Genomic DNA, 20,884 nt, shown 5'->3' with positions numbered 1-20,884 from the left:
TGGGATGATAAAAATTGGGGAGACTTCAGGAACGGTTTTGGCCGTATCCCCAGATGGTTCAATCAGGAAACTGGGTGAAGGCGATGTTCTTCAGCCCGGAGAAACTGTTCAGACTGGCAACGGCAGTACTGCCACATTGCTAACGCTGAACGGTCAGGTTGTGGCTGTTCCTGCAAATATGTCATTGCAAATGCCTCAAGCTGGAGTACCGATTCACTCGGCCATGTTGCAGCCAGCACCCTTGGCAGATGGACAAGTGAAAGAGAAACCTGCTTCGGAAGAAAGTGCTGCCTGTGCTGATGACGCTGAGAGTGATAGTGTGGCATGTCTGATTGACGAAGAATCTCCCGACCTTCTAGGCGGGGGAACTGCCGGTGTGATACAGGGCTTTGGTACAACACCTTCCGTTGGAAATATGGGGGCTGGTGCAGGAACTCTTGATAGTTCAACAGCATCTTCCGGTGGCTCTTCCTTTACCCCGTCACTTTTATCCGGGTATGAAACATTTGCTCCTTCAGGGGCTTCTGGTGCAGGCAGTCCGGTTTCCGGTGGTTCAAATCAGTCTTCTTCTGAAGGTGGAGTGACGATCTCCGGTGCTCAGGTTATGAGTGCTTTATCAGCCGGGCCAGCTGGTGCTGTCGCTGACAGTGTGATTGCAGTAACTGGACAGTCCTTGGTCAGGCAGAGCGGTGTTCTGGAGAATGATTCTGGTGCAGGCATTGGGGTAATAAGTGTTAATGATGTTCCTCTGGGGTCTGATGGTTCTGTCACTCTTCAGGGCGATTTCGGTTCTCTTACAGTTCAGTCCAACGGCAGTTACACCTACAACGCCTTGGATATGGATTTACACAGTGACCTGGTTGCCCATTGGAACTTTAACCAACCTTCTACTGGTATGACTGTTTCTGATCAGTCCTTGCTGGATGGTATCTCTGATACAGGCACTTTAGAGAGAGACGCCTCAATTGTATCTGGAGGTGTTACCGGCAATGCACTTGATGGGCACCTGTCTGTTAATGAATCGACGGAAATTAATATTCCCACTGATGGCAGTATTGAAGCCAGAAGTGTCAGTCTTTCGTTCCAGCCAGAATCAGTAGGTAACCTGAATCAGCGTCAGGTTCTTTATCAGGAAGGTGGAGACTCTGCTGGTTTCATTATTTATATCGACGGTAATACTCTCTACGCCGGTGCTCACAATGGTTCAACCTGGGCTGGCGAGTTCTTCAGTACAGATATTTCGGGTTTAACAGGTTGGCACAATGTCACTGTTTCACTGGATGGTTCTGGGGGCAATATGACCGCCTGGCTTGATGGTGCTCGTTTTGGACAGTCATCCTCAGCGCAAACTCTGAGTTCTAGCGCCGGAGATATTCACCTCGGCAGCAGCGATGGAAGCACGGTGAAGTTCCATGATGGTAACCAGTCAGGCTCCTTCTCATTCCATGGTTTGATTGATGATGTCAGGGTGTATAACCGTGCTCTTAATGATGTAGAGGCCCGTGCTCTCCATGAAGGTGGAAATCCAAATGATGAATTCAGTTACACCATTCAGGATTCCTCTGGTGTGACTTCAACATCAACGCTAACCCTTTCTGTCCAATCTCCGGCAAATACGGCTCCAGTCGCTGAAGATGATTCCCTGGCAGTTATGGCCGGGCAGAACGTTTCTGTAAATAGCGTTGGAAGTGTTGGGCTTCTGGGAAATGACCGCGATCAGGATGGTGACAACCTGACAGTCACAGATGTTGCGGGAACCAGCATAGCCGATTCCGGTACAACAACGATTACAGGTCAGTATGGCAGCCTGATTATTTCTGCTGATGGCACCTACGCCTACACACCAAACAATGGTGTTTCCGGCGGGGTAACAGATTCTTTCGTTTACACCGTAAGTGATGGCACAACTACATCTGAAGCCACTCTGTCTGTGAATGTTCTTACTCAGGGGCACGCCAATGCAGACAGCATAAGCATCAGTGAGTCTGGTTGGTCACCGTCGACAGTTTTTGTTGTCGATTACGACATCGATAATGACCGTGATTACCTGCGGGCTTACGATGTTGAAACCGGTGTATCTCATATTTTGGGGGATTTGCAGGGAGCTGTTCAAAACCATGCTCTGGAGATAGCGGTATCCCCTAGTGGTGCTATTTATGCAGTGGATAATCATCGGGTTTATACACTGGATCCTGTTACCAGAACCTTTACGGAAATTGGCAATCACGGTGTTCTTCACTATCCCCAATACGATATATCGGGTCTCGCCTTTTCTCCTGATGGAACGCTTTATATGTATGACACCTCTGGAGAGGTGAACACGATTAATCTGACTACCGGTCAGGCAACTTCTCTGGGAACTCTGGAAGATCATGGATATCAAAATGTCACCTCAGACGGCATTGCCTGGCATGATGGTGCGCTCTATGCGTTAACAGGTGAGTTCAGCACAGATGACGATGGCAATTTCACGCTTGCTGACAGGTATCTGGTCAGAATAGATATAACGGATAGTGGACTTACAGTTTCAGAACCCCCAAACCAAAGGGATCGCTTTTATTATGATTCTTTAGTCTCAGTTGATGGCGAGCTTGTTGGTGTATTGAACACAGGTCAAACAGTCACCCTGGATACAGTGAACGGTGGTATTAAAGAGTTTGGCCCTATTGTGCAGTTACAGAGGACAGAAAGCGGATCGCTTATAGGCATGCGCACTATGGCGGGTAATGTTTTGGATAACGATACTAACCCGCAGGCAGTGTCGTTTATACAGCTGCCTGATGGTACATCGCAGGCTGTCACCAGTGGCGGAACAACTATTCAAGGCACATTTGGTTTTCTGACAATAAGAAGTGATGGCAGCTACGAATATCAGGTCGATGATCGTCTTGAGGCTACTGATAATCTGGCCACTGGTGAAACCGGTACTGACAGGTTCACTTATACATCAACAGATACCAACGGGCAGGTGAGTCAAAGTGTTCTGACTGTTTATGTGAATGGTCAGGATGAACAGGAAACTGCTGAATCAGCGCTATTAACAAGCTCAATTGTTATGGATAGTGTGGATACCAGTGGTTCTGTGCCGGTGGATTTCAATGCACAGGCTGCAGACGGTCACAGAATTACAGAAATTCGTTTTCGCCATCACAATGGTATTGTTTTTGATATACCGGATGAGTTGCTGAATTCAGGAACCATTACCGGTAATGACGCCGACAGTTTTGAAACAGTATGGACGGCAACTCCGGGAACCTATGCAGGTTTGGAAACGTTCAATTCTCTGACAAGTGGCCTGAGTTTCACTATGGATGGTGATGACTCTGACTTTGGCGTATGGATGAGAATAGACGTCGTAAGCAGTGAGTATGATGCGGAAGGCAACCTGACAGATGCGCTACCTGCCATAACTACCTTGCAATCCAACTATGTGGGTATTGATCAGGTTCGTATGGGCACAGATGGCAATGACACATTAACCGGTTCTTCAGATGATGCGACTCATCATGATGAAATTATTGGCGGCGCAGGCAACGACACTATGACCGGTGGCGATGGTTCAGACTTTTATGTCTGGCGGCCGGAAGATGTGGGAACCGATGGTGCTCCCGCTGTGGATACCATTACCGATTTCAACGCTTTTGGTCACAGTGATGTGTTGGATTTACGTGATCTCTTGCCGGAAGGAGCTTCTGAGAATCTCGATCAGTATCTCAGCTTTAACGTGGCGGACGGCGATACAACAATTAATGTGAGCACCACCGCTGGAGGTCCTGTGGTTCAGCAAATCGTTCTGCAGGATGTAGATCTTTCGACGACTTACGGCACCACTGATGCAACGGCATTGGTGAATAATCTGACAGATAACGGAAATCTGATTAGCTAAATAAATCTTGAAGCAGCAGGCGACAAGGAAGGAGCGGCTGGCATGATGAAGGTTGGGGAGATTACAGGAACAGTTTTAGCTGTCGCCCCAGATGGTTCAACCCGGGTTCTGGCAAAAGGGAGTCTTTTGCAACCGGGAGAAAATGTGCAAACAACGAATGGTAGTTCGGTTGCATTGTTGAACCCTGATGGGAGTATCATCAATGTACCTGCTAATAGCTCTTTAGCTGTTCCTCAACAGTCTGAGACCATTGCGGAAGAGATTGTTGAATCTGCGATAAATGCAGAAGAACAAAACCCTTCAGCTGGTGAAGAAGCTGATGCTGAGGGCGAAAGTGAGGCTGAGTTTGTTCAGAGCTTTGGAACAACGCCGGAATTCCAAAACAATATTCTTGGGGCGTTAGACAGTACGTCTTCATCGTCCGTTCTCCCAGAGCAAGACAGGCCACTGTTTTCAAACTCCAATCTTCCGGAAGAAAGTTATGTAGGAAAAGGGCTTGGGCCAGTAACCGCAGCGCCTCCAATTGTTGAACCTGTTGTGAATAGCCCAATCGACGTGGCTCCAGCAGTTACGCCACAGCCTTTGGTAAGAATTGGCGGCACACAGGTTATGACGGCTCTATCTCCTGAGCCCGATCCTATTGCCAATATTGCCGCAGCGGCAGCATCGGACACGGTCAATGTATTGTTTGGTGAATCTCTTATGCAGCAGGCTGGTATTTTGCTGAATGATGCCGGTACGGGTCTTTCCCTCAGAACCGTGGATGGAACAACCATTAGTGATTCCGGCTCAACAACAATACAGGGCGATTATGGAACCCTGACTATTCAGCAGAATGGTTCATACAGCTATAGCGCTGAAGAGGTTGATATTCACAGTGGCTTGGTTGCTCACTGGAGTTTTGATCAGCCAGCATCAGAAACCGCAGTGCTTGATCAATCAGGTGTGGACAGTGTTTCAGATAACGGGCAATTGCATGGTAATGCCGCCATTGTTTCTGGAGGTTTATCTGGAAATGCACTCAGGCTGGATGGCACCGGAGATCATGTTTCCGTCGGAAATATTCACAGTACGAGAGATGACTATGATTACACTCCGGAGAATTTAGAAGTTCTTAATACAAACTTTAATGACAATACTAACCAGGGTTGGCAGGCCAGCGGTTCGTATGCCCATTTGGATCCTTCTTCTGGTGGCAGGCTAAACAACTATCAGTCGACTCAGGTGTATCGTGATGTTGATACCAGTGACAACACGATTGAACAGTACGAACTAACTTTCACGCTTCACCATAACAAGAGCCATAGTACCACTAATATATGGTTGTCATGGGATGGGCAAAATGTTGCTCACTACTCTCAGCCTGCAGGTTCTGGCGTTGTTACAACAACAGAAACAGTGATTCTTCAGGCTTCAGGTGATCCAACAACACAGCTGCGTTTTTCTCAGGATATTCGTGCCTTCAGCATAGATAACGTAGTTATCAGAAAAATACTTCCGGAAGATGTGCCTTTTAATGACGAGGTGGAAGTCGCCCACACCTACGTTGATCCCATAGAATCTAATGGCGGCAATGTTGAAGCCCGAACCATAAGCTTTTCATTCCAGCCCAGTGAAGATAACAGCCTGAGTGATCGTCAGGTGCTGTATACAGAAGGTGGTGGTGACGGTGGTTTTATTATCTATATCCAGAACAACACTCTCTATGCCGGAGCTCATGATGGCGCTGACTGGAGTGGTGCCTATCTCAGTACTGATATCTCTGACCTGGACAGCAGCCAATGGCACAACGTTGCCCTGACTCTTGATGGCAGTGCCGGAACTCTGGAAGCATTTTTGAATGGCGACAGTTTCGGTGTATCCAATAGTGCGCAAAGTTTGGATGATGCTATTGGTGGCGTCGGGATTGGTTCTGCAGGTACCGTAAATAAATATCACGATGGTGTTCAGGAAGGATCTTTCACCTTTGATGGCATGATTGATGAAGTGCGGGTTTATGATCGCGTTCTGAACAACGCCGAGATAAACACGCTCGCCAGCGGTACAGATTCACCCGTAGAAACGTTTGACTATGCCATTGAAGATGTCGATGGAGGAACATCGTCTTCCAGTCTTGAGATTAATCTGAGTTCTCCACTCAATCTTGCCCCAATAGCGGTTGATGACACGCTATCTGTTATGTCAGACCAGACTGTGGCGGTAAACAGTGTTTCAAGTCTTGGACTACTGGCAAATGATGCAGACCCGGAAGGTGCCACTTTAAGAGTGACCCAGGTTGATGACACGGCGGTTGATCGTTACGGAACCACCAATATATCCGGTACCTATGGCACGCTGATAATTTCCTCTGATGGCACCTATTCCTACACCCCGTACAACAGCGCAATCAATGGTGGTGTCGAGACTTTCAGCTACTCCGTAAGTGACGGTACAACAACGTCGACAGCCAATCTTACCGTAACTGTCATTGCAGACAGTTTTGCCAATGCAGACAGCGTGACAATCACAGAATCAGCCTTACCAGAAGGCTCTGTTTATGTGCTGGATGATGTCAGCGGCAGTGGTGTCTTTTTGAGTGTGGTGAATGCCCACACAGGTGAAACTCATAAGTTGGGTACTATCTCTGGTTCCAGCAATATGTATGCAATAGCCATGTCTCCGTCAGGAGTGTTGTACGGAGCTGACAGCACCAACCTCTATACGATTGACCCAGCAACCCAGGTAGCAACAGTTGTTGGCGCACACAGCATTTCAACGGTAACCGGTTTAACCTTTGCACCTGATGGCAGTCTCTATGCCAGTGGTTATGACGGTGGAATTTTCCGGGTGAATACCAGTTCGGGGGCAGGAACAAATATTGGTGATGTATCTGCTGCCGGGCAGGAAAATGTTTTTGGTGATATCACCTGGCACGACGGAGCCCTTTATACACAAGGTTATGTTGCTTCCCCTCAGACATATACTTTTTTGCGAATTGAGCCCGATGGTAACAGTTCTAATATAACTGCCCTGCCCAATGCTTTTGACGGCGGCTCCCTGCATGCTTTGACATCCGTTGATGGTCAGCTGACCGGTGTAACCTGGAGCACAACGTCTCCACTGCTGGTTACAATCGATACAGAAACAGGCTTGGTTGATGAACGGGTTCTTTCGACAGGAACCTACGACCCTGAAAACGCCACTAATGCGGAACAGTTGGTAGAAGGTAATGTGCTGAGCAATGACACTGGTGCAACTTCCGTAACCAGCATCTCACTTCCTGATGGTACATCTCAAACTGTGGACAGTGCTGGTGTTACGCTTCAGGGGGTATACGGCACCATCACTATCAGGGCTGATGGACGATACATTTACAACATAAATAACAGCCTGGATGCGACAAATAACCTGACGGCGGGTGAAACTGGCAATGATCGCTTTGTTTATACCGCGACAGATTCCGACGGTAATACCAGTCAGAGCATTCTCACGGTTTATGTGAATGGAGCTAATGAAGTTGAGATTGCCGACAATGCCATTTTTACCGACTTTACAGTGGTTGATAGTGTTAATGCTTCCAGTAATAACATTCCTATTGATTTTGTTGTTGCTACCCAGAATGACACAGACCGAATTACAGAAATCCGGATAGCCAAATCAGCAAATACAACTTTCAATATTCCATCGGAATGGACTGATAATGGCACAGTGACAGGAAACACAGCAGGAAGCGACGAAGTTGTATGGACAGTAACTCCTGGAACCCGAGCCGGGTTGACAGATATTGATGCTATGACTGATGGATTAACCGTCTCAGCTCTGACAGGGCAGCGAATCAATATCTCGGTAACCGTGACGGAATATGATGTCTGGGGTAATGCTTCCAGTGACTGGACTTCCACCTCGGCTATCAGCCTGAACCTTGTGGGAATTGATAACACCCACAATGGAACATCTGGTACCGATATTATTAATGGCACAGCGGATAACGATGAAATCATTGCCGGAGCTGGTAGTGATGTACTCACCGGCGGCGATAGCCAGGATTTCTTTGTCTGGCAGTCTGGTCATGAAGGAACCGAGAACAGTCCTGCTGTAGACACGATCACGGATTTTCACACTGGTATAGCTGGAGACGTTCTGGATTTGAGGGATCTTCTGCCTGATAACGCTTCAGGAAGCCTGGATGAATTTCTCAGTTTCAGTTTTGAGAGTGGTGATACAACTATTGGGGTTAGCACTACTGCTGGTGGTCCGGTCGTACAGAATATTGTGCTTGATGGTGTGGATCTGTCTTCAACCTTTGGCACGACTGATGTGACCCAGCTTACTAATCAGCTCACAGATAATGGCAATCTACTCTCCTGAGTGCTCTGTGGTCGGCCTATAATTCGCCCGAAAGGGACACATGAAGAACGCATACGATGATACGCCTGCCTGAAGAACCCGAAGTTGTGCTGGTTGGGGCTCCTTCCTTATTTGAAATACAGCCAGAAGTTGAAGTTGGTGACATCAGCCATTCCGATTTCCAGCATAACCTTGATGTATTGATTGCTAGCCAAAGGCGATTTACCGGTGTGGGGATTGCCGCTCCCCAGATTGGCTGGTCAGCCAGAGTTATGACCTTTGGTATTGATAAAAAAAATACTCGTTACCCTGATGCGGCAGCTTATCCGATTGAGTGCTGGATTAATCCGGAGATAACCTGGTTCAGCGAAGAAACAGTCTGGACCTGGGAAGGGTGCTTGTCTGTACCCGGCTCCAGAGGCTGGATTGAGCGCCCTGCCAGTATTCATCTTAAAGGATTGAATCGTCATGGTGAGCCAATTGAAAAAGAGATTGATGGCTTTATGGCGAGGGTTGTTCAACATGAACGAGATCATCTGGATGGAATACTTTTCCCTTCCAAAGTCAGTTCGCCAGAGTTAATGATTCCTTTCCCCTGCTTTGAACAACAGGAAAACTGGGCTGCTGGCTGGCCGACTCCGGGTGCTCATGTGACTCGTCCTGGAGGAGTTTCTCCCCATCGCTGATATCCCTTCTAAACTGAGTACCAGTAGCAGTCGATAACGTTATGAATGTTATGCCCGCAAATCGGAGATTCTGGGGGCAGGTTCTTCACGCTGCAGTTTAATACGGGGGTCCAGGGATGGGACGCTTCTTTACCGCTGCAAAAGGTATGTTTGGGGGCGTTGTGCTTTGTGCCTTCAGCGCACTTTTTCAGGATGTCAGGGCTAATACCCTTCAGGAAACGATTTCGTATACCATCGAAACTAATCCGGAAGTGCTTATCAGCATGAATCGTTTTCGGGCTTCCGAAGAAACAATAACTATCGAGCGTGCAGGTTATCTGCCAAAGCTTGGAGTCAGTGGCCGTACTGGCTGGCAGCGCAAGCACAGCAAGCTTTCCGGTGGGAATACCAAAACCACAGATCGTATTGGCGAAGCGACTTTTGCTATTCAGCAGATGTTGTTTGATGGGTTTCAAACCAGTAATCGCCTCGAGGGAGCCCGTATGGACTCCCGCTCCCGTTCATTAATGATGCATGCCCGGGCTGAAAGTGTGGCTCTTAAGGTGGCAGAGGTTTATCTCAAGGTTATCCGTTCAGAGCAGCTGGTGGAGCTGGCCAGAGAGAATCTTGCAGTTCATGACGAAATTTACGACCAAATTCATGCCAGAACAGACAGCGGCCTTTCCCGTAGCTCTGACCTTGAGCAGATTCGCAGCCGTCGGGCCCGAGCCAGTGCCAATCTGGTTACCGCTATAAACACTCTCTCCAATGGGCGCAGTGAATTTTTCAGCATTGTAAACAGGAAGCCCACTGGTTTGGTGATGCCTGAGCTGGATATTTCCATGCTGCCAGTCACGCTGGATGAAGCTATGGCCATGGCCGGGCAGAATAACCCGGCTATTCAGGCAGCAAGCTTTGATATTAAAACCTACGAAGCTCAGGCTAATGCCACTAAAAGCAGCTTTCTTCCTCAGCTGGATTTAGAGGTTGGTCAAACCTGGAGCGATATCCGTTCCGATATTCCCACCGCTGATGGGCGCACAGATACTCTCAGTGCCATGCTGAACTTCTCCTACAACCTTTACAACGGTGGAGCTGATCAGGCCCGTCGTAAAGAGGCGGCCTGGAAAGTCGAAGAGGCGCGGGCATCCCGGGAATTAAGCTATCGGAATGTCACCAGAGATTTGCGTCTGGCGTGGGATGCTTTTGTGTATATGGATGGACAGGTGACTTATCTGAAAGAGCACATCACTGCCAGCCGTGAAGTTGCCAAGGCTTATCAGCAGCAGTTCCGTTTAGGGAAGCGCTCTCTGCTTGATCTTCTGGATACCGAGAATGAACTGTTTCAATCCCAGAGAGACTTTATTGAGGCTGTTCATGAAGAGCTGTTTTCCCGTTACCGCGTACTACAGGGCACCGGGCAGCTTCTGGACAGTATGAATGTGGACCTTCCAATGATGCTTCAGGCTGAAATGAACTTCAGAGCAACCCTTCCTGGGGATCAATAAGATGAGTGGTATCGTCATCGCCTTTGAGTTGCTGACGATACCATCGCCTTTTCAGAAGCTTATCCTGTGCGGGTTGAGGTAACTCGGTAAACTGGATTAGCTGCTTTTCAATCATCAGCTCAATCAAATCATCCAGAACACGAATGAATTGCTGATCCGAGTCCTCTAAAGCCTGAGTTTCCCCATTGGGATTCTGCCTTTGGAGAAACTGACGAACATCCTCGGCATTTTCATCAACTCTTTGCCATTGCTCTGAAACCTGCTGTTCGCCTAAGGCTATAAGCGTTCCGGCATCATCCCTGAGTCCGTAAAGCATAGTGTCCAACCATAATCTGAATTCTTACCTTCAGATTAGCAGCCAGCTTCTTACGTAGTTTATATGCCGGGCACCCAGCCAAACCAGTATTCCACACCACTCGACGCTTCACTTTCTGCCAGAGGAAGGCCAGATAGGAGCGCATTCACCAAATTACGGCCAACAGCTATAGGATCATCTTCTGGGCGACCTTCGCCGCGGCCAGAAATACTCCAGATAATTTCCCCTGTGTTGATATCAATAAGGTTCAGGGACAGATCCATTGCAAAGCGGCCGTCTGCAAGCTTTTTATACTCATGCAAAATGCCGGTGATCCCCAGCTTGATACCGTGTTGATTTGCCCACTGCATCGAGTTTTTTAAACGGTGGGCGCTTTCAATAAGAGAATTATTACCCTGGGTTTCTGTTTCCGGAGGGAGTTCTACTCTCTCCACACCTTTAGAGGCCAGCAGAACTTTCAGCATTCTCTCAATTTGAATGCCTGCTTCTTCAGATTGAAGGGATTGAACAGGAAGAACAGCCCAGCTTTCCTGTGAAGGGTATCCATTACGGTAAGGCGAAGTATTACATCCGGCTAAAGCAACCAGAGTCAAAACGAGCAGACAACTGCGCAAAGGGTTCATGATCAGCTTCCTGATTAGCCCTGATTTCTGTAAGTGCGAAGCCATTGCAGGGCAATAATGGTCGTTGCGTTATTTATTTTCCCGTCATCCAGCATGGCCAGTGCATCATCGGTACTGATGACATGAACACGGATATCTTCATTCTCTGAATCAAGCCCATGTATGCCACTGGCACTGGAGCTGTCAGTTATTCCACAGAACAAATGAATAACTTCATTACAGGCTCCGGGAGAAGGATAATACTGGAATATGGGTTTCAGTTCTGTGATCGTGCAGCCAGACTCTTCAACAGCCTCCCGCAACACAACATCTTCTGGTTTTTCTCCGGGTTCTGCAATGCCGGCAACGACTTCCAGCATCCAGGCAGATTTAGTATCTGCACCAGCCTCTATCATGGGGCCGACCCTAAACTGCTCTATCAGAACAACATTATCGAGTTTGTCATCATAAAGCAGGACTGCGGCTGCAGGCGTTCTTAAAAAAGCTTCCCTTGCGACCGTTGGTGATTCTCCACCACGGAACAGGCTGTGGCGGAAGTAATAGCGAGCAGCCTCAAAGAACCCCTTATACAGTGATTCTGTTTTCTCTATATGAAAAGTGAGTTCTTTTTCTGAGCTATTCTTCTGGCTCATTAGGGAGTCCTGTATAAATTATTCTCTCTAATCAATGACAGCACCGAAGGTGTGACCAGTGAAGAGAGTTCCTGCTCCGGAAATTCGGTATCTGTGGAATTCTCAATTAACTGTCGTACCAGACTGCTTCGGGCTTTAACATTTTCACTGGCTGTGAAAATAGACCACCTTTCTTCTATGTCCTGATAACGATAAAAACGTTGCCATACATTCTGGTTGGCGTTATCTGGTCCACGAATGAAACTGAACTTTGTAGCTGGCTGCTGATCACTAAGGGCGTTTAGAAGCGTCCAAGTGTACACCGGGTGTTCTGGATTCTGCTTATAAAGCGCCCTTTCAATCAGAGAGAGTTCAACTTTGCAGGGAAGATTTTGAATGTCTGCACAAAAGGCGTTAAGCAGTTCTTCCCGAACCTCCATTGGCAGAGACTGCTTGTTAAATGCATGGGCTGCACTGGGTACCAGTATTATCGTGTCGAACTCGGAAGCTGCCTGTCTGATAACATCCAGGTGGCCTTTGGTGGGCGGGTTAAAAGCTGAGCCGAAAACGCCAGTACGCTGCATAAAGGAGTCGATTGCCATGTTATCCAGATGAACGCTTTAGTTTATCTGATTAGGGAAATACGTGGTACAAAACGTCGCCAGAACCTGAGGTTTTACAGGTTAATAATGTTTGCCTCTCATAGTTGATAGTGCGCTTAAGTAATCGTGACAATCCATTTCGTGAATGTACGGATTCCGTGAGCTTTGTGAAAAGCTATCATGATCATGCTTTTTCATTACTCCCTGACTTTGGTTGTAATAGTAAGCCTGACACCATCTCCTCCCCCCTCTGCTTAGGTGTCAGGCTTTTTTATCCCCCGATTTAATGTCCACTTCTTCTTAAAGCCGCAGGCGTAAAGTCCATTGGTTTCAGCCGTGCTGTGAAGTTCCAGAATGTTCCATCTGCGTTTAACCCGTCAATCAGATAACCCTGCCCTGTAAAGTCATAAATGGCCTGCATAGGAGCAACAAGAGCTGGTATATCCGTTGCTGTGAATGGGTAAGCTTCCTGATACCGGAACAGGTTGTTTTCTTTGTCATACAGGTCTGCCATCAGGATTTGCCAGCTGTCTTCATCCAGATAAAAACGACGTTTAGCGTAGATGTGGCTCATGTCTTTTTTCAGTTTTGCTTCCACAACCCAAACCCCGTGTTGTTCATAACGCAATGCTGCCGGGTTCAGGCTTTCTGTATTAAGAAGATTTTCATCGACCTTTGAAGTTGCCAGTTTCTGGTTGTTATAGGGAACAATCATGGTGTGTTTGCCAATCAGCTCCCAATCGTACTTTTCAGGAGAACCGTTAAACATATTCAGGCTGTCCTGAGTCAGCAGACCATAAGAATGGTCAACAACATAGTCGTAGGCTAAAACCGGCATGCGCTTTACGCTGCGAGGGCCGGGGAAGTACTGCCAGAATGCAGGTTTATTTTGATCCTGATTGATTGTTTCTTTAGTCAGGTAAAGAGTTTGTGCATCTCTGACTGGTTCAATAACCTTGCTGCGACTCATCAACAGTACATTGCCGAATGACTCATGGCCTCTTTGAGGCTGGCCGTAAATGTAAAGGGTTTCCCAATCCGTTGTGTAGGTACTACGAGTACCGTTCGGGAAAACATTAACGCGATGGGATTTCCCGGAAATGGCATCTCCTCTATAGCGCAGGAGATGGTTCCAGATCGCCTCCAGACCTGTGGTTGGTGAGCGAAACGGACTGCCCGGCAGACAGTGGCTGATGCTGTTTCCATTATCTTCCAGTTGGCAGTCCTGCTGCTTCATATTGGCAGCAATGTGTTCAGGTACAACCGCTGTTCGGTGGCTGGGGTATACAACCATTTCATAGCCAGAAGAGTTATTCAGAAGATGCTTTGCGCCTTCACTCAGAAGTGCGTTGTATTCACTCAGGTTCGATTTGGTAATTGTGAAAAGTGGTTGCTCGTCCTGAATTAAAATTGGTTCTGCAGGCAAATCTTCATCGGCTTGTAACAGGCAGGACGTTATTAATAGACAACTTATAAATAAACATTTTGATAATTGAGTGGATAACATGTGTCTGCCCTGCCTCTTGCTGTTATTGGTGGCAGACAGTTTTAGACCATAAAATAAAAAACGCCCGATTTTCGCCGGGCGTTTTTATATGAAAATTTTTAAAACTCAGATTTTCTCAAACAACAGATCCCAAACACCGTGACCCAGTCGTTCACCTCGTTTTTCAAACTTGGTAATGGGACGGTAATCCGGGCGTGGAGAATAGTTATCTTCACCAGCCTGATTCTTCCAGCCTTCAGCAGCGGTCATAACTTCCATCATCTGTTCTGCGTAGTTTTCCCAGTCTGTGGCGAGATGCAAAACACCACCGGTTTTGAGTTTTGGCAGCAGGGAAGCAACAAATGCTGGCTGAATAAGGCGACGCTTGTTGTGGCGCTTTTTGTGCCATGGATCTGGGAAGTAAACCTGCAGGCGGTCAATGCTGGTATCAGGAATGCACTTGGCAAGGACTTCAACTGCGTCATCGCAATAAGCACGCAGGTTGTTCAAGCCAGCTTTGTCAGCCTCATTCATCAGACTTCCCACACCGGGGCGGTGAACTTCAATACCGATAAAGTTCTTGTCCTGCTCATTTTTCGCCATATCTACCAGAGAAAGCCCCATACCAAAGCCAATCTCAAGCACCAGCGGCGCTTTGCGACCAAAAACCACATCCAGATTAATGCGGCCGTCTTCCAGCTTTAATCCCTGCTTGGGGAAAATAACATCCCAGCCTTTCTGTTGGCCTGTTGTCATCCGACCAGCACGGAGCACAAAGCTTTTGATCTTGCGCTGGTGAGGGGTATCACTCTTCTGCTGATCGTTTGCAGAGATGTTAGTTTCAGTCATGAGGGAGATAAATCGTCGCTAAAAAGTATCTTGCTGGGGCGCGCATTATACGGAGATATCCGGGCTGTGCCAGATACCCAGGGCATTACTCGTTGCTCTGGATTTTAAATCCATACCAGAAGAGTGCAAACCAGCCCAGCAGGAAAGCGACACCACCAAAGGGTGTGATGATTCCAAGCTTGCGGATTCCGGTAAGAGCCAGAATATAGAGGCTGCCTGAAAAAAGAACGATCCCGGCACTGAATAAACGCCCGGCAAACAATAGACTGCGATTTGGGGAATGTAGCGCCAGCACAGCTGCTAGACCAAGGGCAGCGGTATGGAACATCTGATAGTTCACGGCTTTATTCCAGATACTTTGCTGATAGGGAGAGAATGTATCTCCCAGTGCATGAGCACCAAAGGCGCCCAGTGCGACAACAAGAAAGCCAGACAATGCGGTAACTATCAGATAAAAGCGTGACATCAAATATTCTCAGCAGCCATTGCCAGCCCGCGCTGGAAGTAACCGGAGCTGAGTTCATGTTCTCCCAGCTGCGCGAGTAACATTCCCAGCTCGTTATAGGTTTCCACGCTGTGATGCAGCTTCAGGCTGGTTTCCAGATATTCTTTTGCTTTACCCCACAGCTGTCTGCGGGTACAGATGCGTCCCAGTGCGAGTAACAGCTCTGCATCATTAGGGCGTTCTGCCAGGAGTTTTTCTGCAGCCAAAAGCTGGCGGCTAGAATCTGTGCACTCAATACGGCCATAAATGCGGATAAGCAAGGCGCTGTAGAGTGAGGGCAACTGTCGGCGGATAAATGCTTCAGCTTGTTCCTGGGCATTCAGCTGAAACAGGCATCGTGCGTACCGGTAAACAAGATCGGTGTTACGACGTTGGGCTTTGGTCAGAGAGTGCCAGACTTCATCAGCTGGTTTTGTTTTGTCACTGTCTGGCAGATTACGACCTTTGTTCCGCGCTTGATCAAACAGCTCTCTATAGATGTCCTGTTCTAGTTCTTCCAGAACCTGACTAGTAAAGACTTTGTGCTTGTGCAGTGTTGGCAAAAGGCTCGCCAGTGCGTGCCAGTCTCCAAGGTGTACATAAGTTTGCTTAAGAAGCTTCAGCAGATAGGGGTGCTTGGGAGACTTCTTGTGCAGAGACTTAAGCGTAGCCAGAGCCTGCTCATACTGCTTTTGTGAAATCTGGGCTTCTGCCTGAGTAATGCCAATGGCCATATAAGCAGCAGGTGCAGCTTCGTCAGCTTTGCGCAGAAACTCTTTGCAGGCCTCCATGTCGTTGCTGGCACTGGCTGCCCTTGCTGCCACCAGATAGTTCAGCAGAGGAAATGAACCGGATTTCCCTGCCTGAGAGAGGTGACGCTGGGCAGATTTCCAATGGCCGTTGGCAAATGCAATAAGCCCTTTATTCGATAGTTTCTGAGAGCGGCGACGGCGAGCTCTGGCCGTCATAGGCACAATCGCACCGGCACTTATGCCGATACCCTTGACCAGGGATACTGTGAACTTAACTGCGACTAGAATCAGGGCCAGAGCAAGAATTGATGCCCAAAGGCTGCTTTCCAATGTGTAGCCGTTGTAGGCAATCAGAACGTAGCCGCTGTCTAAAAAGAAATAACGAACTGTTAAAAAACAGCCTGCAATCAAAAGTAGGAGAAACAGGGATTTCAGGATGATCTTTCTCATGACCTGTCCCCGGCAGTTTCTTTACTTACAGGTTCCACAGGAAGACGCTGATCAACTTTCTCATCGATATAGGCTTTCAGTGCAGTCAGTGAACGACTGATTTCAGGTATTGGTTGTTCAACAGGTGTTCCCGCCAAGCGAGTGAGAGCTTCGTCGAGAGCTTTCATCTCGGCACTTTCATTAAGGAACCACTCATCCAGCCAGCTCTTGGTTTTTGCCAGAGAGGCCTGATAAACCACCGTGCGCCCCTGAAGCAAAGCAACCTGTGCCTGTTCCAGCATCAAACGCAGGTTTTGGCGCAGATAAACTTCCTGCTCTGGTGCCAGCAGTGGAGCAACTTTTTGGTTGTTATCCCGAAGCCGGAATTGCGTCGCGAAAGTTTCACCAATGTCTTTGGCAGCGGTATATCCAGCGTTGAACCAGCCGGTAAGGGTGTAGGTTATTTTCTGCTGCAAAGTTGCGTCAGCTGGAAGTGGTTCTTGTGTTTGTGTAGGAGACTCTGTGTCACTTTTAGTTTTTACTGCTGCATCAATAACTGGTGTGTCGGAAGCGAGGGGAAGAACATCAATACGGTTTGCCAGAGCATTGAGTTCCATCCAGCTGGCGCTGACATCAATATTCGGTGTAGCGCGCAAAGCCGCTAAATCTTCAGCAAGAGCCTGACGAACAGTAAACAGGCCATATTCGTCTACGGCGACCAATAGTTCATCAGCCTGGCTGAGCAGTGTTTTTGCACTCTTGATATCGTGCATTGTCAGCAGGCGCTGATTGGCAAGTCGCATCAGATATTCAGCTTCTGCCAATTTCCAGTCGTTACGATCTGCCCCCTGCAGACGATTGAAGCGACGATCAAGATTATCCATACGGACAACAAGACGATCAGATTGGCTGGATACACCCTTAACGTTTTCCTGAACAGCGGAGCGGGTTTTATCCATCAACTGTTGAACAGAACGGGAATTCTGATTGAGTTGCTGATCTACCCAGTTCTGACCTGCCAGCGTGTCACTGGAAAGCAGTGGCCAGATATTTTTGTAACCATACCAGCCTGCACCACCGATTACGGCGATCAGAACCAGAGACAGAAAAGTTGAGAACACGGCCAACTTGCTGACAGAAGCATTCTGCTGCTTAGCCTTTTGCGTCACCGTTTTCGGTGTTTTATCAGCCTTGGCATCCGTTGGGGCTGGAGTTGTCTCTTGTGGCGTATTGTCGTTCACCCTGACCTGCTCACTTATCAGTTCGTGTGGTGCATTTCTGCAATATCGTATCAATATACGAGCTGTAATAAAGCCTCGGCAATGTCCTGATCGCCTGCTCCCTGACTTACAACAACCCTTTTAAAGCCTAATGCCTCTGCTTTTTCCGCAACACGCTGGCTGGGGACAATAAGAGGGAGGTTTTTCAGGCCATTCGGACAACAAGCTTGAATGTTGCTGACGATTTGACCGCTGGTGGCGACGATAGCATTTATGTCAGCACTTGCCACTGTCGTTTCAATTTCACCCTGCTGGTAATCAGGGCATTGACGGCGATAAAGATCTAATGAAACAACCTCTGCCCCTCTGTTCGAGAGTTCATCTTTTAATAACTCCCTGCCGCCTTCACCTTTTAATAAAAGGATTTTCTCGCCTGCTACCTGATTCAGTACTGGCAATGCCAGCATAGCTTCACTGGTGAATTCTGAATGAGGAGTCAGGGGTTGGATACTGTGAGACCTCAGAGCTTCAGCGGTTCCGAGGCCAGGGGTAACCCATTGTGCCTGCGGCGAAAACCCAGACAGTGTTCCCAGCGCAATCTCTACGGATGGAACGCTGATAGCAATGATTTTACTGAATTGCGCCAGATTATCTGGCTGAGGGAAAAGTTTAAGCGGAGCGATCGCAACCATTGGTAATACAGTTGCTCTCGCCCCTTTATCCTGCAGAAAAGCCGCTAGCCTGTCTGCCTGAGGCTGGGGGCGGGTTATCAGAACCCGCAATCCTTGCAGAGATAAACTCATGATTCCTTCGGAGTACTGGCGTTGGCTGCTGTTGAATGAGGCAGCGCAGCAAGGATTTCCCCTGCACCCTGCTCCAGCAGGTGTTCGGCTGCACTAATGCCGGCCTGTTCGTAATCTTCCGCGGCAACAGTGATTTCTGTGCGAAGAATTTCACTGGCATCGGGCTGACCAACCAGACCGCGCAGGAACAACTTATCGCCCTGCAGTTCCGCAAAACTGGCGATAGGCACCTGGCAACCACCATTGAGTGTACGGTTCATAGCTCTTTCTGCCAGAACGCATTTGGCTGTTTTTTCGTGATGGAGTGGTTTGATTAAATCAATAATGGCCTGATCATCGGTGCGGCACTCAATGCCCACTGCTCCCTGGCCACCTGCGGGGAGAGAAAGCTCAGTTTCCAGGTAGTGAGTAATTCTGTCTTCAAACTCAAGGCGAATCAGGCCGGCGGCGGCAAGAATAATGGCGTCGTACTCACCGGCATCCAGTTTGGCCAAGCGAGTATTTACATTTCCGCGCAGGAAATTAATGGTCAGATCAGGGCGTTTAGCCAGAATCTGGCACTGGCGACGTAGGCTGGAGGTTCCAACAATGGCACCTTGTGGGAGTTCATCCAGAGATTTATAGGTGTTAGAAACAAAAGCATCCCGGGGATCTTCGCGTTCACAGATCACAGGAAGGCCCAACCCTTCTGGGAAGTGCATGGGAACATCTTTCATAGAGTGAACGGCAATGTCAGCACGGCCTTCGAGCAGGGCGTGTTCCAGCTCTTTTACAAATAAACCTTTGCCGCCAATCTTTGCCAGAGGAGCATCAAGAAGTTTGTCGCCCCGGCTTACCATTGTTACAAGCTCAACGGTCAGTTCTGGATGCAGAGCTTCCAGACGGCTTTTCACATGCTCTGCCTGCCAGAGAGCCAGAGCACTTTTCCGGGTGGCGATTCTCAGGGTTTGTACCGGTTTTACAGCTTGCGCCTGTACAGACATTATTCTGGGCACTCATATCAGTGTTTCTATCGAGCGCCCAATCATACCTGCTTTTGAGTCTGTAGGCTTATATTCCCGTAATCAGCTGTTATCCAGTTCAACCGCATCATATAAGCGTTCAAGGAAGTCAGGAATCGCCGCTACAACACGGTTCCAGCTGGGAATAAAGGGCTTCTCCATCGGGCGCTCAAGAAACTGCGTGCCAGCTTCGATTATATTTTTGGCAAACAGTTCCACAGCCTGTTCTTCGTTATGGCGGTCTACCCGCAAACCGTTCATAACCCCATCGTTGTAATAGGACTCGATAAAGTCCAAAGCCTGCCGGTAATACGTTGCCTTGATGGTGCGGAAGGTTTCCTGATTAAACTGGACGCCTGTTGTCGCTAGCTTCCGGAAAATAGCCTTGATAATGTCATTGCTCATTTTCGACAAACCAGCTGCTGGGTCTTCCTTGGAAAGTGGCTGATGTTTGTGGTCGTAGGTGTCAGCAATATCAACCTGGCAGAGCCGACGGGTTGAGTAGTTGCGCATAACTTCCGTGAGTACGCCAATCTCCAATCCCCAATCACTGGGAATACGAATATCGTTGAACACATGGGCACGCATGGAGAACTCTCCCGCCAGCGGGTAGCGGAAGCTATCGAGATATTCCAAATAATCATGGTGGCCGAAAATTGTTTTCAGCGAGCGTAGTAGTGGCGTAACCAGTAACCGGCTTACACGACCATTCATATTCTGGCCTGCTACCCGAGCGTAATAGCCTTTGCAAAAGGTGTAATTAAACGCAGGGTTGGCGACTGGATAAAACAGGCGGGCCAGCATCTCACGGTTATAAGTCACTATATCACAGTCGTGCAGTGCGACTGCTTCTGCGCGCGCTGAAGCCAGAATATAACCGTAGCAATACCAAACATTCCGGCCTTTGCCGGGCTCCATGGGAGCAAGCCCTTCTTTCTGTAGCTGTTTGTCCAGCTCCCTGAGATTTGGTCCGTCATTCCAGAGAATGCGGTGGTTCTGTGGCAACCGACCAAAAAAATCCTTGGCGTGGTTAAACTGTTCCTGATCGGCTCTATCCAGACCAATCACTATCTCTGTGAGGTAGGGAACCTCGCAGAGCTCAGTAATAATATTGTCTAACGCTGGCCCCTGAAGCTCGGAATAAAGAGATGGGAGCACCAGAGACATAGGGCGCAAGCGGGAAAAGGTGAGCAGATCCTGTTCCAGCTCCTGAAGATTTCGCGTTCGCAGGTTATGCAGGTTGGTGATAACACCGTTCTGGTAAAAGTCGCCCATTGTATGCCCCGTATTTGTTGGTCTCTGGCTGATGTTCTTTATAGTGTT

16 protein-coding genes are annotated in these 20,884 nt (G+C 48.3%); 4 read left to right on the top strand and 12 right to left on the bottom strand.

Annotated features, from left to right (window positions below; translation table 11 throughout):
* The first annotated feature begins 4 nt into the window (after positions 1-4).
* The 4 genes from ACY2RR_RS22565 (at position 5) to ACY2RR_RS22550 (ending at position 10,385) form a co-directional block, all read left to right on the top strand.
* Positions 5-3,886 carry a cadherin-like domain-containing protein gene (locus ACY2RR_RS22565; protein ID WP_490110456.1) on the top strand — a complete coding sequence of 1,294 codons (3,882 nt, stop codon included), beginning with the start codon at positions 5-7 and terminating at the stop codon, positions 3,884-3,886.
* A 42-nt stretch (positions 3,887-3,928) separates the two neighbouring features.
* Positions 3,929-8,233, top strand: coding sequence for a cadherin-like domain-containing protein (locus ACY2RR_RS22560; protein WP_490110455.1), 4,305 nt, complete (start codon positions 3,929-3,931; stop codon positions 8,231-8,233).
* A gap of 56 nt (positions 8,234-8,289) precedes the next feature.
* Positions 8,290-8,898, top strand: a complete 609-nt coding sequence (locus tag ACY2RR_RS22555) for a peptide deformylase (protein ID WP_490110454.1) — start codon at positions 8,290-8,292, stop codon at positions 8,896-8,898.
* A 116-nt stretch (positions 8,899-9,014) separates the two neighbouring features.
* A complete protein-coding gene (locus tag ACY2RR_RS22550) occupies positions 9,015-10,385 on the top strand; it encodes a TolC family outer membrane protein (RefSeq protein WP_490110453.1) in 1,371 nt (456 codons plus the stop codon).
* On the opposite strand, the gene ACY2RR_RS22545 is transcribed toward ACY2RR_RS22550, so the two are convergent.
* The 12 genes from ACY2RR_RS22545 to ACY2RR_RS22490 all read right to left on the bottom strand — a co-directional run bounded on the left by ACY2RR_RS22545 (position 10,357) and on the right by ACY2RR_RS22490 (position 20,836).
* Positions 10,357-10,701 (bottom strand): hypothetical protein, encoded by a 345-nt coding sequence (locus ACY2RR_RS22545; RefSeq protein ID WP_490110452.1) that lies wholly within the window; start codon positions 10,699-10,701, stop codon positions 10,357-10,359. The two genes, ACY2RR_RS22550 and ACY2RR_RS22545, sit on opposite strands and share 29 nt — an antisense overlap.
* A gap of 59 nt (positions 10,702-10,760) precedes the next feature.
* The gene (locus ACY2RR_RS22540) at positions 10,761-11,324 is read right to left on the bottom strand and encodes a hypothetical protein (protein ID WP_490110451.1); all 564 of its coding nucleotides are present in this window, start codon (positions 11,322-11,324) and stop codon (positions 10,761-10,763) included.
* Between the two features lie 14 nt (positions 11,325-11,338).
* Entirely contained in the window at positions 11,339-11,956 is a 618-nt protein-coding gene (locus ACY2RR_RS22535; RefSeq protein WP_490110450.1) for an NUDIX domain-containing protein, read from the bottom strand.
* Positions 11,956-12,537, bottom strand: a complete 582-nt coding sequence (locus tag ACY2RR_RS22530; protein ID WP_490110449.1) for an adenylyltransferase/cytidyltransferase family protein — start codon at positions 12,535-12,537, stop codon at positions 11,956-11,958. The genes ACY2RR_RS22535 and ACY2RR_RS22530 overlap by 1 nt, the downstream gene beginning before the upstream one ends.
* A 283-nt stretch (positions 12,538-12,820) precedes the next feature.
* Entirely contained in the window at positions 12,821-13,963 is a 1,143-nt protein-coding gene (locus tag ACY2RR_RS22525; protein WP_490110448.1) for a DUF1329 domain-containing protein, read from the bottom strand.
* A gap of 186 nt (positions 13,964-14,149) precedes the next feature.
* Positions 14,150-14,872, bottom strand: a complete 723-nt coding sequence (gene trmB / locus ACY2RR_RS22520; protein WP_490110447.1) for a tRNA (guanosine(46)-N7)-methyltransferase TrmB — start codon at positions 14,870-14,872, stop codon at positions 14,150-14,152.
* Positions 14,873-14,957: 85 nt separating this feature from the next.
* A complete protein-coding gene (locus ACY2RR_RS22515) occupies positions 14,958-15,338 on the bottom strand; it encodes a DUF423 domain-containing protein (RefSeq protein ID WP_490110446.1) in 381 nt (126 codons plus the stop codon).
* A complete protein-coding gene (locus ACY2RR_RS22510) occupies positions 15,338-16,558 on the bottom strand; it encodes a heme biosynthesis HemY N-terminal domain-containing protein (protein ID WP_490110445.1) in 1,221 nt (406 codons plus the stop codon). The genes ACY2RR_RS22515 and ACY2RR_RS22510 overlap by 1 nt, the downstream gene beginning before the upstream one ends.
* Positions 16,555-17,778 carry a uroporphyrinogen-III C-methyltransferase gene (locus ACY2RR_RS22505; RefSeq protein ID WP_490110444.1) on the bottom strand — a complete coding sequence of 408 codons (1,224 nt, stop codon included), beginning with the start codon at positions 17,776-17,778 and terminating at the stop codon, positions 16,555-16,557. The genes ACY2RR_RS22510 and ACY2RR_RS22505 overlap by 4 nt, the downstream gene beginning before the upstream one ends.
* A 50-nt stretch (positions 17,779-17,828) precedes the next feature.
* Positions 17,829-18,560, bottom strand: coding sequence for a uroporphyrinogen-III synthase (locus ACY2RR_RS22500; protein WP_490110443.1), 732 nt, complete (start codon positions 18,558-18,560; stop codon positions 17,829-17,831).
* A complete protein-coding gene (hemC, locus tag ACY2RR_RS22495; protein ID WP_490110442.1) occupies positions 18,557-19,543 on the bottom strand; it encodes a hydroxymethylbilane synthase in 987 nt (328 codons plus the stop codon). Before hemC ends, ACY2RR_RS22500 begins: the two co-directional genes overlap by 4 nt.
* A gap of 81 nt (positions 19,544-19,624) precedes the next feature.
* Positions 19,625-20,836: a glycosyltransferase family protein gene (locus tag ACY2RR_RS22490; RefSeq protein WP_490110441.1), complete on the bottom strand. Its 1,212-nt coding sequence runs from the start codon at positions 20,834-20,836 to the stop codon at positions 19,625-19,627.
* Between the last annotated feature and the right edge of the window lie 48 nt (positions 20,837-20,884).

The sequence above is a fragment of the Parendozoicomonas sp. 2304DJ65-17 genome, assembly GCF_058148445.1.
Note: the sequence above shows the minus strand (reverse complement) of the source record. Positions and strands in the feature narration are given on the sequence as shown.